Below are 16,038 nucleotides of genomic sequence, written 5' to 3'. Positions count from 1 at the left end.
CCTTACAAATGAAGTTCGCACCAGCGTTGCAGCACGTACAAAGACCATGGACGCGACCACGAAGTCGCGCCACTCAGAAAACTTTCCCACACTCGTTCTACCTGCGCGCCGTCCAGTAATCCGCCTAGCGGGCCGGCACCGGTCCGCTCTTTCTTGAGTACAAGCTCGATCTCGGAGAGAAGCTCTTGCCGCATCCAGTGCTCGAAGGGCAACGTAAAACCGCGTTTGGGACGGTGCACAATTTCCTCGGGCAGCGAGCCCGCCAGAGCCCCGACCAGGAGTTTCTTGGGCGTGCCATTCAGTTTCGACCGCCCGGGAAGCGCCAGCACCGCCTTGGCCAACCGATGATCGATCAGGGGAACGCGAACCTCCAGGCCCTGGGACATGCTCATAAAATCGGCATCGCGCAGCAGCGTATTGAGCATATAACAGCGCGACTCGAGATAGGAAACACGATTCACAGGGTCGAGCAAACGAGATCGTTGCAGCCGATCGCACTGCGAAGCGGTGGCAGTTCGAGCGGTGGCTTGATCGGTGCGAGGAAAAAGAAGGTCACGCTGCCCCGGCGTAAACAGCATTCGAGTGAGGAAGTAAGGGTGCAGAATCCGGCCATTCGCGCGGGCGAGCGAGGCCAGTTTGCGATTCTGGTCGCTCTCGGGAGCGAGTGCGGCAAACATCGACGCCAGCGAACCACGAACGGGGCGGGGCACACGTTTCCAGAGCCAGGCGTACCGCTCGACACTCGGTAACGTTCGGAACGAAGAGTACCCGGCAAAGACCTCGTCGCCTCCGAGTCCTGAGAGCGCGACTTTCACCCCGGCGCGCCGGGTTTCTCGCGAAACAAAATAAGTGTTGATGCCGTCCATGGTGGGCAAGTCCATCGCGCCCAAGGCATCTGGAATCGCGGCCAGGACATCGCTCTGCGAAACGTTGATCTCGTGATGATCGGTGTGAAACCTGGCGGCAACGGCGCGCGAGTATTCGGCCTCGGAAAAATCGGCTTCCCGGAAAACGATCGAGAATGTACTGGCGGTTATACCACTGCGGCTGAGAATGCTGACCAGGGCACTGGAATCAATGCCTCCGGAGAGAAACACTCCCACGGGCACGTCGCTGACTAACTGCAAGCGCACGGCTTCTTCCAGGAGGGGCTGTAAGGGCGCGGCGGGCGGTTCGTTTCTAACTGCGAACGGTTCGCTCGAATGCCCGCCAGTCGCCGGATCGTCCACCAGATCCCAATAGGAGGACTGCTGAAGAGTTCCGCCCTTCCAGCTCAGAGTGTGGCCTGGAGGAAGCGAACGAACTCCCTCCACGATTGTCAGCGGATCGTAGGCCGAACCGAAAGTCAGGTAGTTGATGAGACCGGCGGGATCGATGCGAAGTTGAATAAGGCCGGTTCCCAGCAGAGTGCGAACTTCCGAGGCGAAAATCAAATACGAACCGGCATGGGCGTAGTACAGGGGCTTGATGCCCATGGGATCGCGGGCGATGAATAAGCGATGCCGGTGCGCGTCCCACAAAGCAAAAGCGAACATGCCACGAAATTTCGCCAGGCACGCATCGCCCCAACGGGCGTACGCCTTCAGCAGGACTTCAGTGTCAGAGTGGCTGACGAAGTTTGTGCCGGCTTGCTGGAGTTCGGCGCGAACCTCGCGGAAGTTATAGATCTCGCCGTTGTAGACGATCCAGTTGCCGGTTTCCGCATCGTGCATGGGCTGATGGCCGAGCGGGGAGAGATCGAGAATAGAAAGACGCCGGTTGCCCAGGCCGATTTCTATCGGATCGGGGATGGCATCGCGGAGAAGAATCGTGCCGGAATCATCGGGCCCGCGGTGCGCCAGGGACTGCGTGCCGCGTTCCAGCACGCCGTCGGGGATGCGCGCGCCATGCGCTATGATGCCGAAGATTCCACACATATTGAGCTATCACCCTGTACTGGAGCAGTCTAGCGTACGCGAGGCGCCGTGCCGCATCATTGCACTTTCTCAACCGTAATCCTCACGGCGTAGGTGCCCGAGCCAGTCGCGCATGGCTTGTAAGCGGTCGCATAAGTAATCGCGGCATTACCTGCCGACCAAAGAGAAATATTGCCGCCGCCAAAATTGGACGCGCCTCCCAACATCAGACGATTGCCATCGGAGATGCCGGCTCCCGAAAGCGGCACGCGGATGGCCTTCTGACTGGTTTCGTCGGACCATCCGATCGTGAGCGCGGCTTCTGCGCTGCCGGCGGACGAGCACGCACTTGTGGAATCGACGTAATAGCTGACCCGATATTGCCCAGATTTGCAGGCAGTAGCGGGACACAAATTCGTCGGCGAAATGGCTGCCTTTTGGCCAATCAACGATACCGCCCACCGGCGGCCCTCTTCACCGGAAGCCGCAGTGTTGCCCGAGTCGGCGGCGCAACCGACACATTTTCCTGTCACGGTGAGATTTCCGTTAATAGTCACCGGAACATTGAAGGTCTTGGCCGCGGCCGTCAGCTTCTCCTGCGGTTTGCCATCGGGAAATTTTCCAATGTATTCGCGAACTTCGTTCTGGGCACGGCTGTAAAACGTGTCGATGTTTCCTTCATAGCCGAGATCGAGGTCGTTAAGGTCGGCGTCTGGGCGATGATTGGCAGTGGTCCAGGTTTTTCCCCAATTGCTGTCCCCTAATGTAATCAGCGGAGTGAAAGAGGAAATTGCCCCGCGGTGGCCAAAGTTGAGTCGTCCCTTGTGGCCGGTTTGCGGCGTCTGTAGCCCATTGGCGGCTTTCATAATTGTCGCTCCCGGAATGTAACCGGTCGCGTTGGTTTGGAGCGCCTCCAGATTCGCAGCTGCCGGCGGAGTGGCCGCCGTCGATATCAACACATGCGCCGATCCCGTGATTGCCCCGGGAGGAACCGTGCTCACGATAGCGCCTGCGCCGAGAATGTCCGCCTGGAGCGGGGGTGGGACATTGGAATAGTTGGCGGTCGACCTGTCGTCGTTCGGGCTGATAATGACTGCCCCCGGCCAAAAATCCAGGCGCGGCATGTACAGGTTGCGCGAGAGATCTTCCGCCGCATTGGTGTACGAAGAAAGTTCTCCGCCATTGTCGGTGAAAGAACAAGTCAGGGTGGCGCATGAACTCTGCTGCACCGTGGTCACCAGATACTTGCCCGTGCCTTCGGGAAATGGACGAAGGCTGCGCGAGTCCCAATCGATTTTGAGTATTTTGTAACTCGATGCTCCGGCGATCCGGGGAAATGTTCCGGTCACGCTTCCAGAACCGCTGGAAAGGGCATAGCCGGCGGGCAGTGGAAAGCCTTCACCAAATGTGGCGTGCACCGGAACTACCCAGTAGAGCCAGTCCCGCGAACCCGTCTTCGCTCCCCAGTTTGGAAACGTGCCGGAAGCGCCATTGTTCGCAAGTCCGCTGAGCTTGACTTGCACGCCCTCGGCGATGATCCCGGCGTTGCCGACGTTTCCTAGTGGGCTGTATTCCGTACAGGTGGGGGACGATTCGTAATAAACGTTCTCCGAGATGAAGCCGCCGTATCCTCCATGCTGGTTGCTGACCCGCACGCCAAAAACCGACCAGCCTTGAATGACACTATCGGAAATCCTCAGGCCGTTGCCGGAGAGCCACTCCACGCCCTTGCCCTCGCATTGCAACGAAAGATTAAGATTCTTGAGCCAGCCGACGGCGGACCAGCGGTTGAAAGGCCCCGGAGCCACAACGTACGCACCACAGTACGTGGGATTGCAAGTTACGCCATGTCCACCGATGGTGGTATCCAGTCCGTCGAGCAGAAACGCCTGGTCGTCGTCCACCTGAACGTAGGAACCGAAGCTGCCATTGCGCGGGGCGAGGCGAGTAGTCACGTTGAAGATGCGCGTCGCCTCGGCGTTGACCTCGATGAACGGCTTCGTGCCTGCGATCATCATTGGCCTGCCGCGGGGGCTCAACAGCGTGATGTCGCCGAAAGCACTCGCGGATCCGTGTTCGCCCACAAAAACGCAGGCGTCATTCGGCGTGTAGCAATTGAGAATTGAGCCAGCGAAATCGACCGTCTGGCCTCCTGCCCGAATGGATATGGGCGCAAAAACGTCATACTCGCCGGGGGGAATCACGACCCTGCCGGACTGCGAGCTTCCCGTGGGATTGGTGGGAGTAAATCGCGCCGCAATGGAAGCCTCCTGAATTCCGCCCGAGGCGCTGCCCACAACGTAGCCGGCGGAATGGGAATGAGCCGTGGTGAACTCCAGCGTGCCGGAGTGCCCATCTCCTTTGCAGGTTCCTCCCGTAACCTTAACGGGCTCCGGCGCCCCGGTGCCGGAGATGTAGACGTAGTACCAGGGCTCGGCGGCGATTACGCCGGGCGGACAGGGATCGAGCGTTAAGGAGTTACGACCCGCCGAATTGAGTGCCGACGAGGGACTTTGACGCCAGTTCAGATCCGTTGCAGAACGATAAATGTTTGCCGCCAGCGGACCTGAATCGGAAGCCGAGGCGTAGGGCGGGTGGTGTAACGAAGTGAAGATCGCGAAAGCCAGGGTCAAGACTCCAACCGAGGCGCCCAGGGCTCGGGTGGCGGGTCGCCAGGAACCTCGTCGCGAACGGAAGTGACTCCCGGGGAAACGATCTGGACTCAACATGGTGCCCTCCTGATGTGCGGCTGAGACGTTTGGCCAGGCGGATGCTTTCGAGTATTCGATACTGTAAGGCGGGCGAACCGATTTCGCCAAACTCGACTGGTGCAAGAGCGGCGACTGGCAGGCGATGCACCACAATTGGGGCCGCAGTTGATGCCCGCACCGTTCTGTTGTATCGTGCGATTTGCTCCATTTTGAGTCGCGAACCCCTGCGCGTCATCCTTCGCGTTCCGAAGGGCGAATGAGCACAACGGTTTTCATGCCAATTTCTGCTAACGTCGTGCTCGGCCATGGAGTGAAGATCTTCCAGCCCGATCTGGTCAACCTCTACGGATGCAGCGTAGGAGACGAAACTAAGATTGGCGCCTTCGTCGAGATTCAGAAGAACGCTTTGATTGGGAAGCGCTGCAAGATTTCTTCTCACACATTCGTTTGCGAAGGGGTCACCATCGACGACGAAGTATTCGTCGGCCACGGAGTGATGTTCATCAACGACTTATATCCACGAGCAACCGAGGATGGCCGACTGCAAACTGAGGCTGACTGGAAAGTTGTGCCGACGCGTGTAAAGCGCGGCGCGTCGATCGGAAGTGGGTCCGTGATCCTGGCGGGGGTGACAATCGGCGAGGGCGCCCTGATCGGCGCCGGAGCGGTCGTAACTCACGATGTGCCCGACCACCAGATTGCGAAGGGCGTTCCGGCGAGATTGGGGCGCAGTCTCTCGCAGATGGTAACGTCGAAGTCAACATTGCACTCGGCATCGAAGCGTAAATCGAAATCGGCACGTTAACCAAGTTCGACAGGGAGGAATTTTGGTTCGTATCGGCGTGATCGGCTACGGCTACTGGGGTCCGAATCTGGTGCGGAATTGTTTTGAGGCGAGCGGCGCACAAGTCGCCTGCGTGAGCGATTTGCGAGAGGAGCGGCTGGCTCGGGTGAAGAGCCGGTATCCCACGATCAAGACCACGGCGGATTTTCGTGAATTGATTGACGACCCTTCGATTGATGCGGTCGCGATCGCTACGCCGGTCTCTACACACTATGACCTGGCTCTGCGCGCGTTGCAGGCGGGCAAGCACGTGCTGGTCGAGAAACCTCTGGCGTCGAATATCGATCAGGTGCAGCGCCTGATCGACCTGGCGCAGAAAAGAAACCGCGTGCTTATGGTCGATCATACTTTTGTGTATACGGGAGCCGTGCGCAAGATTCGCGAACTGGTCGACAGCGGAGGCCTGGGCGAAATTTATTATTACGATTCGGTTCGGGTAAACCTCGGGTTGTTTCAGCACGATGTGAACGTACTGTGGGATCTGGCAGTGCACGACCTGTCGATCATGGATTACGTGCTGCCATTCCGGCCCTGCGCAGTTTCCGCTACCGGACTCAGCCACGTACCGGGCAGCACCGAGAACATCGCGTACCTCACGCTATTTTTCGAAGGCAGCCAGATCGCGCACATCCATGCGAACTGGCTGGCACCGGTGAAGTTGCGGCGGACGCTGATTGGCGCCAGCCGCAAGATGATCGTTTATGACGATATTGAGCAGAGCGAAAAGATCAAGGTCTACGACAAGGGCATCACGCTAAACAATCATCAGAACCAGGAAAAGATGTATCAGTTGATGGTGGGCTACCGCACGGGTGACATGCTGGCACCGCAGATCGACGGCACCGAAGCGCTGCGCTGCGAAATCGACCACTTCCTGCGCTGCATCGAACGGCAGGAGGAACCGATCACGGGCGGCGCTGCGGGACTGCGGGTCGTGGAAATTTTGCAGGCTGCATCGCAATCAATGGAGCAGCATGGGCGTCCAGTGGACTTGCGCCTGACGACGATGGAGGCCACGGCATAGCCGCGCGGCCGACGAGAAATAGAATTGAACTTCTAGCTGCTAGTTTCCGAGTTCCTAGCTAGAAGGTAAGAGCTAGAAGCTGAATTTCATGGCCAAGATTAAAGTTCCTTACCTCGATTTGAAAGCGCAGTACCAGAGCATCAAGCCCGAGATTGATGCGGCCATCGCGCGCGTATTGGAAAGCTGCCAATTCGTGCTGGGCCCGGAAGTCGCAGGCTTTGAGCGGGAGTTCGCGGACTACTGCGGAACGGCCGAATGCATCGCGCTGAATTCCGGCACCAGCGCCTTACATCTGGCGTTGCTGGCGGCCGGAGTTGGTCCCGGCGATGAAGTGATCACCGTGCCGTTCACTTTTGTGGCCAGCGTGGCTGCGGTTCTTTATGCCGGAGCGCGGCCGGTTCTCGTGGACATCGATCCGCGCTCGTTCACCATGGATCCGTCCGCGATCGAAGCGGCGATCACGCCGCGCACCAAGGCAATCCTGCCGGTGCATCTCTACGGCCAATCCGCCGACATGGATCCGATCATGGAAATTGCGCGGCGGCGCGGGTTGGTTGTTATCGAAGACGCGGCTCAAGCTCACGGAGCAAAATATAAAGGCCGCACTGTGGGCAGCATCGGCGACATGGCGTGCTTCAGTTTTTATCCTGGCAAGAATCTGGGAGCCTACGGCGAGGGCGGCGCTGTGACTACCAGCAATCCCGGATATGCGCGGACGATCGGTATGCTGCGCGACTGGGGTCAGGACCGCAAGTATCATCATGTGCTGCGGGGATTCAATTATCGAATGGAAGGCTTTCAGGGTGCGATCCTGCGTGTGAAGTTGGGTCACCTCGACAGGTGGACTGAGGCTCGCCGTGCGGTGGTGAAACTCTACAATGAATATCTGGCCGACTCGGGCGTTGAAATGCCCACCGAGATGCCGTGGGGACGGCACGTGTATCACGTTTACACGCTGCGCGTGGACGATCGCGACGGCCTGCAATCCGCGCTGTTGGCCGATGGAATTCAGACGGGCATTCATTATCCAGTGCCCGCGCATTTGCAGCCGGGGTATGCTGATTTGGGTTATGGCCGCGGAGATTTTCCCAACGCGGAAGCGGCGGCGCAACAAGTTCTCTCGCTTCCACTCTACCCTGAACTTTCCTTCCAGGCAGTTGCGGAAGTTGCCACATCTGTAAAGAAGGCGGTCCCGCACAGATCGACGACCGCGGTATCGCGCTAACGCTGGAGCAAGAATTGATCATGGCTACATTCGCAGCGATTCCCGACATTCTGGAAGTCACGCTACGGGACGGGTCGTATCTCATCGACTTCCAGTTCACCGCGGAAGATACCGCGACGATTGCCGCCGCGCTGGAAGGCTGCGGATTCCGCTGGATCGAAGTCGGGCACGGCCTGGGCCTGAATGCGTCGCAATGCGGCAAGGGCATAGCCGCAGCAACCGACGAAGAGTACATGGAAGCCGCGAGTGGGGCTCTCCAGCACGCGAAGTGGGGAATGTTCTTCATCCCGGGCATTGGACGCGAGGAAGATATTCGGATGGCCGCCAACTACGGCATGTCGTTCCTTCGCGTTGGCACTAACGTGACGGAAGCTGTGCAGGCTGAGCCTTACATCGCATTGGCGAAAGAGCTGAGGCTGATCGTCTCCTATAACGCGATGAAGTCGTACGCCGTTTCCCCGGCGGAATTTGGCGCGGTCGTGGCGAAGGTGCATGACTGGGGCGCGGATATTGCCTGTCTGGTCGATTCTGCGGGCAGCATGGACCCGGATTCGGTGGCGGCGTACCTGCGCGCTGCAAAGTCGGAAAGTGCGTCTCCGCTCGGCTACCACGGGCACGACAATCTCTCTCTCGCCATGGCCAACACGCTGCGCGCTATTGATGAAGGTGTGGTGCTGGTTGATTCTTCGCTGCAAGGCATGGGACGATCCGCCGGCAATACCGTCACCGAAGTGCTGGTGGCGATCCTGCAAAGACGCGGGTCCGTGCAGCATATCGATCTGAAGGCCGCGATGGACGTGGGCCAGGGACTGATTCAGCCGCTGCTCGGGAAACGCGGTGTCGACCCCATGGCCGTGACCGGCGGGCTGGCCAAGTTTCATTCGTCCTTCACCGGCAAGGTGCAAAATTACGCGCGCAAGCATGACATCGATGTGCGCGACCTGATCGTCCGCCTGTGTCAGGAAGATCAGCTATCTGCGCCGGACGAATTGCTGGAGCGCCTCAGCCACGAACTCGCAACTCTGAAGATGCCTCGCGTGCTTTCGATTCCCGCATTCCGTGTGGAATCGGACAGAGAGAAAACTTCTGCCGACGCCTTGGACGCACTGCTGAAAGAATTGCGAGCCCGTGCCGTCAAGGCGGGGAAGTTTTCGGCGCTGAACGTGGTTACGGGAGAGAAGCCGCTGAAGGATTTCCTGGTCTCGGGCAACATCCATTCCACCCAGTCGCACGTGGTCGGTTCGGTGACCCTGACGGGCGCTGCGCATCTGGATACTGTTCTGCATACGGCCGACGGCAGAACGGACGTTTTGTTATTGGATGTTGACCGCAAACCTTTCGGCCCTAGGAACGTTGCGGAAAGCGCTCGGGCGATCCTCCAGAGAACTGCGCTTCTCACTTACCTCGACAGTCGGGTATGGGTTGAGGCCGTCGAGGAGCAGGTGGTCCGTCTGCTGCACGAAGTACTGAACGATTGTGAGATTGTGATCGCCGGCGACCATCCCCGCAGCCGTTTCCTGGCTTTGCGATTTGCCGAACGCGGTGCGCGCGTCACGCTGCTGCCTGATCCGGAGCAGACTTCCAACGCGCCGTCGCTCGATCATGTTCGATCGCTCTCGCTGGACGGGCAGGAATTACAACTGTCTGTCATGAAGGCTGAGTCTGGTTCGGCGTTCGATGCGTTGAATCGCGCGAGGGTAGTGGTCGTGTGGCCATCTGGAAGACCGTGGTTTGATCGGCGATTCACAAAATGCCTGGCCCCGAAGACCTATGTACTGGACGCGGGGATTGGAACGATTCTGCCGACCGGAATCGCCACAGCGCAGCAACAGGGATGCTTCCTGCTGCGAGTCAACATCTGGCCCGCCTTGACCGGCAGGCTGTCCGCGACGCACGAATCGCTGATGGAAATGCGCGACGCGCTGGGTTGGGAAACTTTGGACGGGGTACCGGTAGTAGCCGGCGGTGCCATGGGTAAATCCGGCGACGTGATCGTTGACAGCGTGCATCATCCGACGCGAGTGGTTGGAGTCTGCGACGGTCAAGGCGGGGTGCGCTTTCGCTATAACGAACACGACGCTGAACGCGTGCGCCGGGTTCAGACGGAGATTAACCGACGACTGGTCACACCGCAACTCACCGGCGCAAGCGCTCGTTAGAGGGGAATTCGCGACTCTGCATCATCTTCATCGATTCGAACTATGACGTCCAAGCGAATTCTCATTCTCGGCGGGGGTCGGTATAACGTGCCGTCGATTCGTGCGGCCCGAGAAGCGGGATTCGCGACTCTGGTTGCCGACAAGAATCCTGAAGCGCCGGGGTTGAAGATCGCTGATTATGGACTGCCGATCGACCTTACCGATTGCCAATCGCTCACGAGAGCGGTGACTGACCTGGGCGGAATCGATGGCGTGGTCAGCATGGCGGAGGTCGGCGTGCGCGCCGCCGCTAACATTTCCACGCGCCTGGGCTTACCTTCAATCTCTGAGGAAGGCGCCGCCAACGCGACCAGCAAAGCCGCCATGCGCCGCCGCTGGCTGCCCCTGGGACGGTATTCTGCGGCGTTCGAAGTCGTGAACATTTTGGATGACGCTCAATCGGCCGCCGCGAGGTTGGGACGATTCCCTCTGATTTTCAAGCCCGACCTGAGCCTGGGCGGCTCCCGGGGCGTCACGCGCGTCGAGCGAACCGAAGATATCACGAAGGCCTTTCTTGCCGCTCAATCTGGCGGCCTCGCTCACTCCGATGTCGTTATGGAACATTGCGTCGAGGGCAGTGAACACAGTGCCGAGGTGCTCATCTGGAACGGTAAGACTTCGGTTCTGTGCATCGGCCAGAAAATCAAATCGTTGCCGCCCTACCGGGTCGATATCAGTGTGCAATATCCTGCTCAACTGACGACGACGCAGGAATCGACCGTGGCGGATATGTGCCATCAAGCCGTGAATGCGCTGGGATTAACTCAAGGTGTTGCGCACATCGAATTCGGCTATACCGACGAGGGTCCGGTGCTCTTCGAACTCGGGGCGCGTTGCGGCGGCGGACACACGCCGCAGATCGCCCATCATGTCAGCGGCGTAAACGAATTCGTCGAAGCCTGCCGCATGGCTTGTGGGATCGCTCCAAGGCAGTTCGAGCCGACGCACCGCCGCGGGGCCGATTATCGATTTCTGATTTTCGCCCCGGGCGCCGTCGAGCGCATCGACATTCCCTCAGCAATCAAGGCAGACGGTGGAGTGCTGGACGTAGACATCACCGTGCAGCCCTGTGACGAGATTCGGCCGCTGCGCAGCACTTCGGAGCGATCCGGATTTCTGGTGGCGACTGGCGAGACTCTACAGGAAGCGGTCGGCTGCGCCGACCGGGGCTGCCGCAAAATCGCAATCCACTATTCCGACGGCGCTACACGCCACGCCGCGGAGCTTGTCGATTTTCAGGAGTTGGCTCACCCATGACCATGCCGCAAGTGCTCGACCCGGAGGACGTAAATCAAGTCATTCAGCGCTATCGACGGCGTATTGCAGAGCATGGCGTAACCTTTGCGTCGTTGAATTCCGGCAGCGAAGAAAAGCAGGCGATGCGGCAGTGGGTTCACGCCTCAGCGCTGCGCGGAGAACGGCCATCGATTCTCGAAGTGGGCTGCGGCCTGGGTGATTTTTACAAATACCTCATAGCTCAGAAGCAAGATTGCACCTATCATGGCTACGACATCGTTCCCGAGTATATTGCGCAGTGCCAGAGCGCTTACCCGCAAGCGACTCATCCGGAAACCAGATTTGAAGTGCGCAATATTTTTCTCGACGGGATTAACGGCATCTATGACACCGTGTTGATGTCGCAGGTCCTCAACAACCGCTACGAGAAGTCGGACAACATGCAGGTGATGCGGCGCGCGCTGGAGTTGGCGTTTCAGCACACGCGGGTTTCCGTCTCGGTGGATATGCTCTCCACTTACGTCGACTTTCGCAATCCCGATCTTTTCTACTATTCGCCGGAAGAAATATTCAGCATGGCGAAGGCAATCGCACCGCGCGTGGTGATCCGCCACGATTACCGCGCCTTTGAATTCTGCGTGCAACTTTTTCATCAGGAAGCCGAGGGTTACCTGAAGTGACCAAGCATCTGCTGTGCCTGACGGTCGACACGGACCCCGATGGCCTGAGCGGAACAACTACTAACCGGCAAACTCTAAGCTTTGCAGGACTGGAGCGGCTGAAGTGCTTGCCAAATGAACTTGCTGCTTTCGCCGAACTGGGGCGAATACCGATGACATGGTTCGTTCGAGCCGACGGTCAATTGGAAAGCATTCTTGGCACCGCATCATACCTGCTCGAGACCTACGAAGACTTTTGGACGCAAGTAACCACCGCCGGTGATGAACTCGCCTGGCATCCTCACCTTTATCGTCAGGACAGGCCGGAAGACGCTGCGTTGCTCATCACCGATGCGATTCAGGCGCAAGATGAATTGGAGCGATTGTGGAACAATATCGGTGAAAGTTTTCGTCCTTTTCATTCCACCGCTTTTCGCAACGGCGAAGGTTGGCACACACCGCAAACTTACGCTGTCATCGAGCGGCTTGGACTCCTCTGCGATTCAACGGCGATTCCGGGACGCAGCGGGGCCGCAGGGCATCCCATGAATTGGGTCGGCACACCGAACCAGCCGTACTTCCCTTCTGCGGACAATCTTTGCCAGCCCGGTCCTCCGCGATCGATGCTTGAACTTCCTATGAACACCTGGCTCTTGCAGGCGCCGTATGACGAGACTCCGCGAGTCCGTTATATGAATCCCGCGGTGCATCCATATCTTTTTGCAAAGCCTCTGCGAGACTGGGAGAATGCTTGCAAGCTTTTGCCTTCCGATTTGTATGTCTGGGTGATGATTTTTCATCCCGACGAATTGCTTGCCACGAAGGATCAGGACGCGCTTTACTCGCGTTCGACAAAGGCACTCTGTGCCAATCTGGTTTCTATGGCCGAGAGCCTGCAGGGATTGGGACACGTCTTTGAATGGACTACAGTATCCCGGGCGGCGGAGTGTTGGAGAGCACAAAAGAAAGGGACGAGCGCATGAGTTCAATGGTGCCCACCACGACGATCGAGACTCTCCAGTACTGCGAGGCCGATCTGCTAGGCGAAACCGGTGGCATGGCGATCGAATGGTATGGACGCGCGGCGACTGCGCTCTACCGCGCCTACGGGCTCGCCAGAAAAATGTCGCCCGCAAAAGCCGATGAAGCCGAAGTGATTCTTCCTTCCATCTCTTGCGCGACCCCCGCCAATGCCGCGCTGCTGGCCGGCGTCACACCGAGATTTGCGGACGTCGATCCCAATTCAGGGATGCCGACAGTGGAAAGCATTCAGGAACGGTGGACCCCGCAAACCTGTGCTGTAGTGTTCATTCATTTGTATGGTCAAACGGCGGACTTACGGCCCTTAGCCGAATGGTGCCGCAGCAGGAAAATTCTTCTCATCGAAGACCTGGCTCAAGCTTTGGGCGCGCGCTTGCCGAACGGCACGGCCGCAGGCTCGATCGGGGATCTCGCGGTATGCAGCTTCAACCCGACCAAGATTTTGGAATGTGGCGGCGGAGCCCTGCTGATCCGTTCGCAGAAGCTGGCATCTATGTGCGCAGAATGGACGCATTCTGACCCTCCGCTTCAGGAGATCGAGGACGGGCAAGCCGGAACGCTTGCCCTCAGCTACCGAAATCTGCACCATTCGCTGGTTGGATTGTTGCGGTCGCGGGCTCGATCGGGGGATGAAGTCTCGAGTGCATTTCTCAAACTCCAACCAGCATATCGAAGACTCTATCTGCGCCGCATGAAGAACGCTGTTGCGTTGGCGCAAGCATGGCCCCAATTGAAGGCAATACTGCGGCATCGCACTCGCAATGCGCAGCAGTATGAACAAGACCTGGCGGACGGACCCTGGCAACTTCTCAGCCAATGGCAACAGAGCGGTGTGTGCTGGCGTTATTCGCTGTTGGTGAATTTTCCGGAGAAGCTGGTCGACTTCAGCGAGGCCGTGAGGCGCGACGGGTTTCACGTATCGAACCTCTATTGGCCGGTGAATGACTTCTTCCGTCCCAGCGACGCCTGCCCCAATGCCGACCAATTTGCCCGCCGGATTCTTAACCTATGGGTGGACAATACTGTCGATCGGCCGTGGGTGCAAAAATGTGGCGAGAGTCTAATCAAAAATGCAGCCCGGTTTCTTTCCTGACTCCGGTACACTGGAAGCCGACTTTTCAATTTTTATGGGCGGCCCCGAACTCAGCATCGTCATCCCGGTCTTCAACGAAGAGGTCGTGCTTCCGGTTTTGATAGAAAGATTGCGCACCTTCATCGACCGGCTCGCTCCTCTGGAGACGGAAATTATTCTGATCGACGATCATTCCGCCGACAACTCTCCGCAACTGTTGAAGAAGATCTGCGGGCAGGATTCCAGGTTCCGCTACGCCCGTCTTGCGCGCAATAGTGGAAGCCACGTGGCTATCCTGGCGGGACTCGCACAAGCGCGGGGCGAATGTTCGGTGTTTCTCGCTGCCGACTTGCAAGATCCTCCCGAGCTGATTTTGCAGATGTTGGATTTGTGGCGTTCCGGCCACCACGTCGTGTGGGCTGTGCGAGAGGAGCGCGAGGGCATTTCGAAGGCCGACTTGTTTCTGGCCAATACTTTCTACCGCCTGCTAAATTTTTTGGGAGAAGTCAATCTTCCTCCGCGCGGCTCCGACTTTGCCCTTCTCGATCGCAAGGTTGCGGACGCGTTGTTGAAGTCGGCAGGCAGCAATCCAAGTATTGGCGGCGAGATCGCACGCCTGGGATTCTCTTCGGCGCAAATTACTTACACCAAGGAAAAGCGGGCGGCGGGCGGCTCCAAGTGGACGCTCAAGCGCAAACTGAAGGCTTTCGCCGATGCTTTCGTATCGTTCTCCTATGCTCCATTGCGGGCGATGTCGTATCTGGGAATGATGTTCAGCTTCCTTGGATTCGCCTATGCTCTCGTTGTCATCTGCGTCCGCTTGATGACACGCACACCCGTGCAGGGGTGGGCATCGTTAATTGTCGTGGTGCTGGTGCTGGGCGGAGTTCAAATGATGATGCTCGGCGTGCTGGGCGAATATCTGTGGAGAACGCTGGAGGCGGCGCGGCAGCGTCCCATTTATTTTCTGGAAGAGACATCCGAGGGCAACTTAGAAGCCGGCGCCAATGTCGAAGCCCAACCACAAAAAATGGGGCGGCGCTTTGGGACGTAATTTTCGTGTGCAGTCGGCCGTTGTGGGCCTTCTCATCGGCCTCGCCTCTGTCGCGATTCTGCTGCGACAAGTGGATCTCAAACAATCCTGGAACGCGCTGGGACGACTCATCGGGCCCTTCCTGCTGATTCCGCTGATGGTGTTTGTTGTCAACCTGCCGCTGCGCGCCTGGCGCTGGCAAATAATTTTTCCGACCTCGCGGCGTCCCGGTTTCGGAGCCTGTCTGACGGTTCTCGGGATCGGGAATATGGCCAATTTTCTATTGCCAGGGCGAGCCGGCGATTTGGCTCGCTGCATTCTGCTGGGACCTGCGGGTTCCCTCACGGATAGCACCCGCACGCTTGGCACACTCGCAGTCGAAAAAGTTCTGGATGGGTTGGCGCTCGTCGGCATGGTTCTGTTCTCGATTTGGGCGTTGCATCCTCCACCGTGGGTTTTTCAATTGCTAAAAGCAGCCATTCTGATCTTCGGAGCGGCGCTGGTTCTGTTGGTAGTTCTCCGTTATCGGACGCGACTTCTGATTGACATTGTGCGCCGCGCTTTTCGATCCATGCGTCTCTCTGCGCTGGAGGGAAAGTTCGATGGCCTGCTGAATTCGTTTGCCGATGGGCTCAGCGCCATCGGTTCCGCAGGGCAGATGCTGGCTTTGCTGCTGCTTACCGCAACCATCTGGGCCACCGAAGCTGGAACGATCTGGGGCCTGGCCCGGGCGCTCGGTCTCGCCGTATCGTTGAAGTCGGCTGTGATTGCGTCGGCGGTTTTGGGCTTGGGCCTGATGATTCCGGCAGCTCCCGGCGGTGTGGGAACCTATGAACTGTTCGGAACGGAAGCCTTCAAACTGACCGGAATTGCCGCCAGCAGCGCGCTGGCGTTGACGGTGGTAATTCACGCCTGGGTTTTTGTGGCGAATATCGCGGCGGGAATTTGCTTGCTGGCGATTCAGGGGATCAGCCTGGCTCAACTCAGAAACCGTCTGGAGGTCGAGCCCGATGCTCAATCCACGCTGCAGCGATCGAGCTGATTCCTCCGGTTTGATAGAATCCGTTTTTCTTTTCTCCGCAGGCGAGTGCGACTATGAT

At 58.4% G+C, this 16,038-nt stretch carries 12 protein-coding genes; 10 read left to right on the top strand and 2 right to left on the bottom strand.

What is annotated here, in order from left to right:
* Nucleotides 1–2 precede the first annotated feature (2 nt).
* Together asnB and VGM18_18530 are read right to left on the bottom strand one after the other, a co-directional pair.
* Nucleotides 3–1,916, bottom strand: coding sequence for an asparagine synthase (glutamine-hydrolyzing) (gene asnB / locus VGM18_18535; protein ID HEY3975011.1), 1,914 nt, complete (start codon nt 1,914–1,916; stop codon nt 3–5).
* 56 nt (nt 1,917–1,972) lie between these two features.
* On the bottom strand, nt 1,973–4,528 hold the full coding sequence (locus VGM18_18530; protein ID HEY3975010.1) for a hypothetical protein: 2,556 nt from the start codon (nt 4,526–4,528) through the stop codon (nt 1,973–1,975).
* A gap of 352 nt (nt 4,529–4,880) precedes the next feature.
* Here VGM18_18530 and VGM18_18525 point away from each other — a divergent pair, with 352 nt between their 5' ends.
* From VGM18_18525 to VGM18_18480, 10 genes are all read left to right on the top strand, one after another.
* Entirely contained in the window at nt 4,881–5,411 is a 531-nt protein-coding gene (locus VGM18_18525; GenBank protein HEY3975009.1) for an acyltransferase, read from the top strand.
* Nucleotides 5,412–5,433: 22 nt separating this feature from the next.
* A complete protein-coding gene (locus VGM18_18520; GenBank protein ID HEY3975008.1) occupies nt 5,434–6,474 on the top strand; it encodes a Gfo/Idh/MocA family oxidoreductase in 1,041 nt (346 codons plus the stop codon).
* 88 nt (nt 6,475–6,562) lie between these two features.
* A complete protein-coding gene (locus VGM18_18515; GenBank protein HEY3975007.1) occupies nt 6,563–7,699 on the top strand; it encodes a DegT/DnrJ/EryC1/StrS family aminotransferase in 1,137 nt (378 codons plus the stop codon).
* Between the two features lie 20 nt (nt 7,700–7,719).
* Nucleotides 7,720–9,858 carry a 4-hydroxy-2-oxovalerate aldolase gene (locus VGM18_18510; protein ID HEY3975006.1) on the top strand — a complete coding sequence of 713 codons (2,139 nt, stop codon included), beginning with the start codon at nt 7,720–7,722 and terminating at the stop codon, nt 9,856–9,858.
* 42 nt (nt 9,859–9,900) lie between these two features.
* Nucleotides 9,901–11,154 carry an ATP-grasp domain-containing protein gene (locus VGM18_18505; protein HEY3975005.1) on the top strand — a complete coding sequence of 418 codons (1,254 nt, stop codon included), beginning with the start codon at nt 9,901–9,903 and terminating at the stop codon, nt 11,152–11,154.
* Nucleotides 11,151–11,813 carry a class I SAM-dependent methyltransferase gene (locus VGM18_18500; protein HEY3975004.1) on the top strand — a complete coding sequence of 221 codons (663 nt, stop codon included), beginning with the start codon at nt 11,151–11,153 and terminating at the stop codon, nt 11,811–11,813. The genes VGM18_18505 and VGM18_18500 overlap by 4 nt, the downstream gene beginning before the upstream one ends.
* Nucleotides 11,810–12,775: a hypothetical protein gene (locus VGM18_18495; protein HEY3975003.1), complete on the top strand. Its 966-nt coding sequence runs from the start codon at nt 11,810–11,812 to the stop codon at nt 12,773–12,775. The genes VGM18_18500 and VGM18_18495 overlap by 4 nt, the downstream gene beginning before the upstream one ends.
* Nucleotides 12,772–13,926: a DegT/DnrJ/EryC1/StrS family aminotransferase gene (locus VGM18_18490; protein HEY3975002.1), complete on the top strand. Its 1,155-nt coding sequence runs from the start codon at nt 12,772–12,774 to the stop codon at nt 13,924–13,926. Before VGM18_18495 ends, VGM18_18490 begins: the two co-directional genes overlap by 4 nt.
* Entirely contained in the window at nt 13,904–14,959 is a 1,056-nt protein-coding gene (locus VGM18_18485; protein ID HEY3975001.1) for a glycosyltransferase family 2 protein, read from the top strand. The genes VGM18_18490 and VGM18_18485 overlap by 23 nt, the downstream gene beginning before the upstream one ends.
* Nucleotides 14,913–15,980 carry a lysylphosphatidylglycerol synthase transmembrane domain-containing protein gene (locus tag VGM18_18480; protein HEY3975000.1) on the top strand — a complete coding sequence of 356 codons (1,068 nt, stop codon included), beginning with the start codon at nt 14,913–14,915 and terminating at the stop codon, nt 15,978–15,980. Before VGM18_18485 ends, VGM18_18480 begins: the two co-directional genes overlap by 47 nt.
* Nucleotides 15,981–16,038 lie beyond the last annotated feature (58 nt).

It is taken from the genome of Candidatus Sulfotelmatobacter sp. (genome assembly GCA_036500765.1).
GTDB lineage: Bacteria > Acidobacteriota > Terriglobia > Terriglobales > Acidobacteriaceae > Sulfotelmatobacter.
The sequence above is the reverse complement of the archived record's forward strand: the minus strand, read 5'-3'. Positions and strand labels throughout refer to the sequence as shown.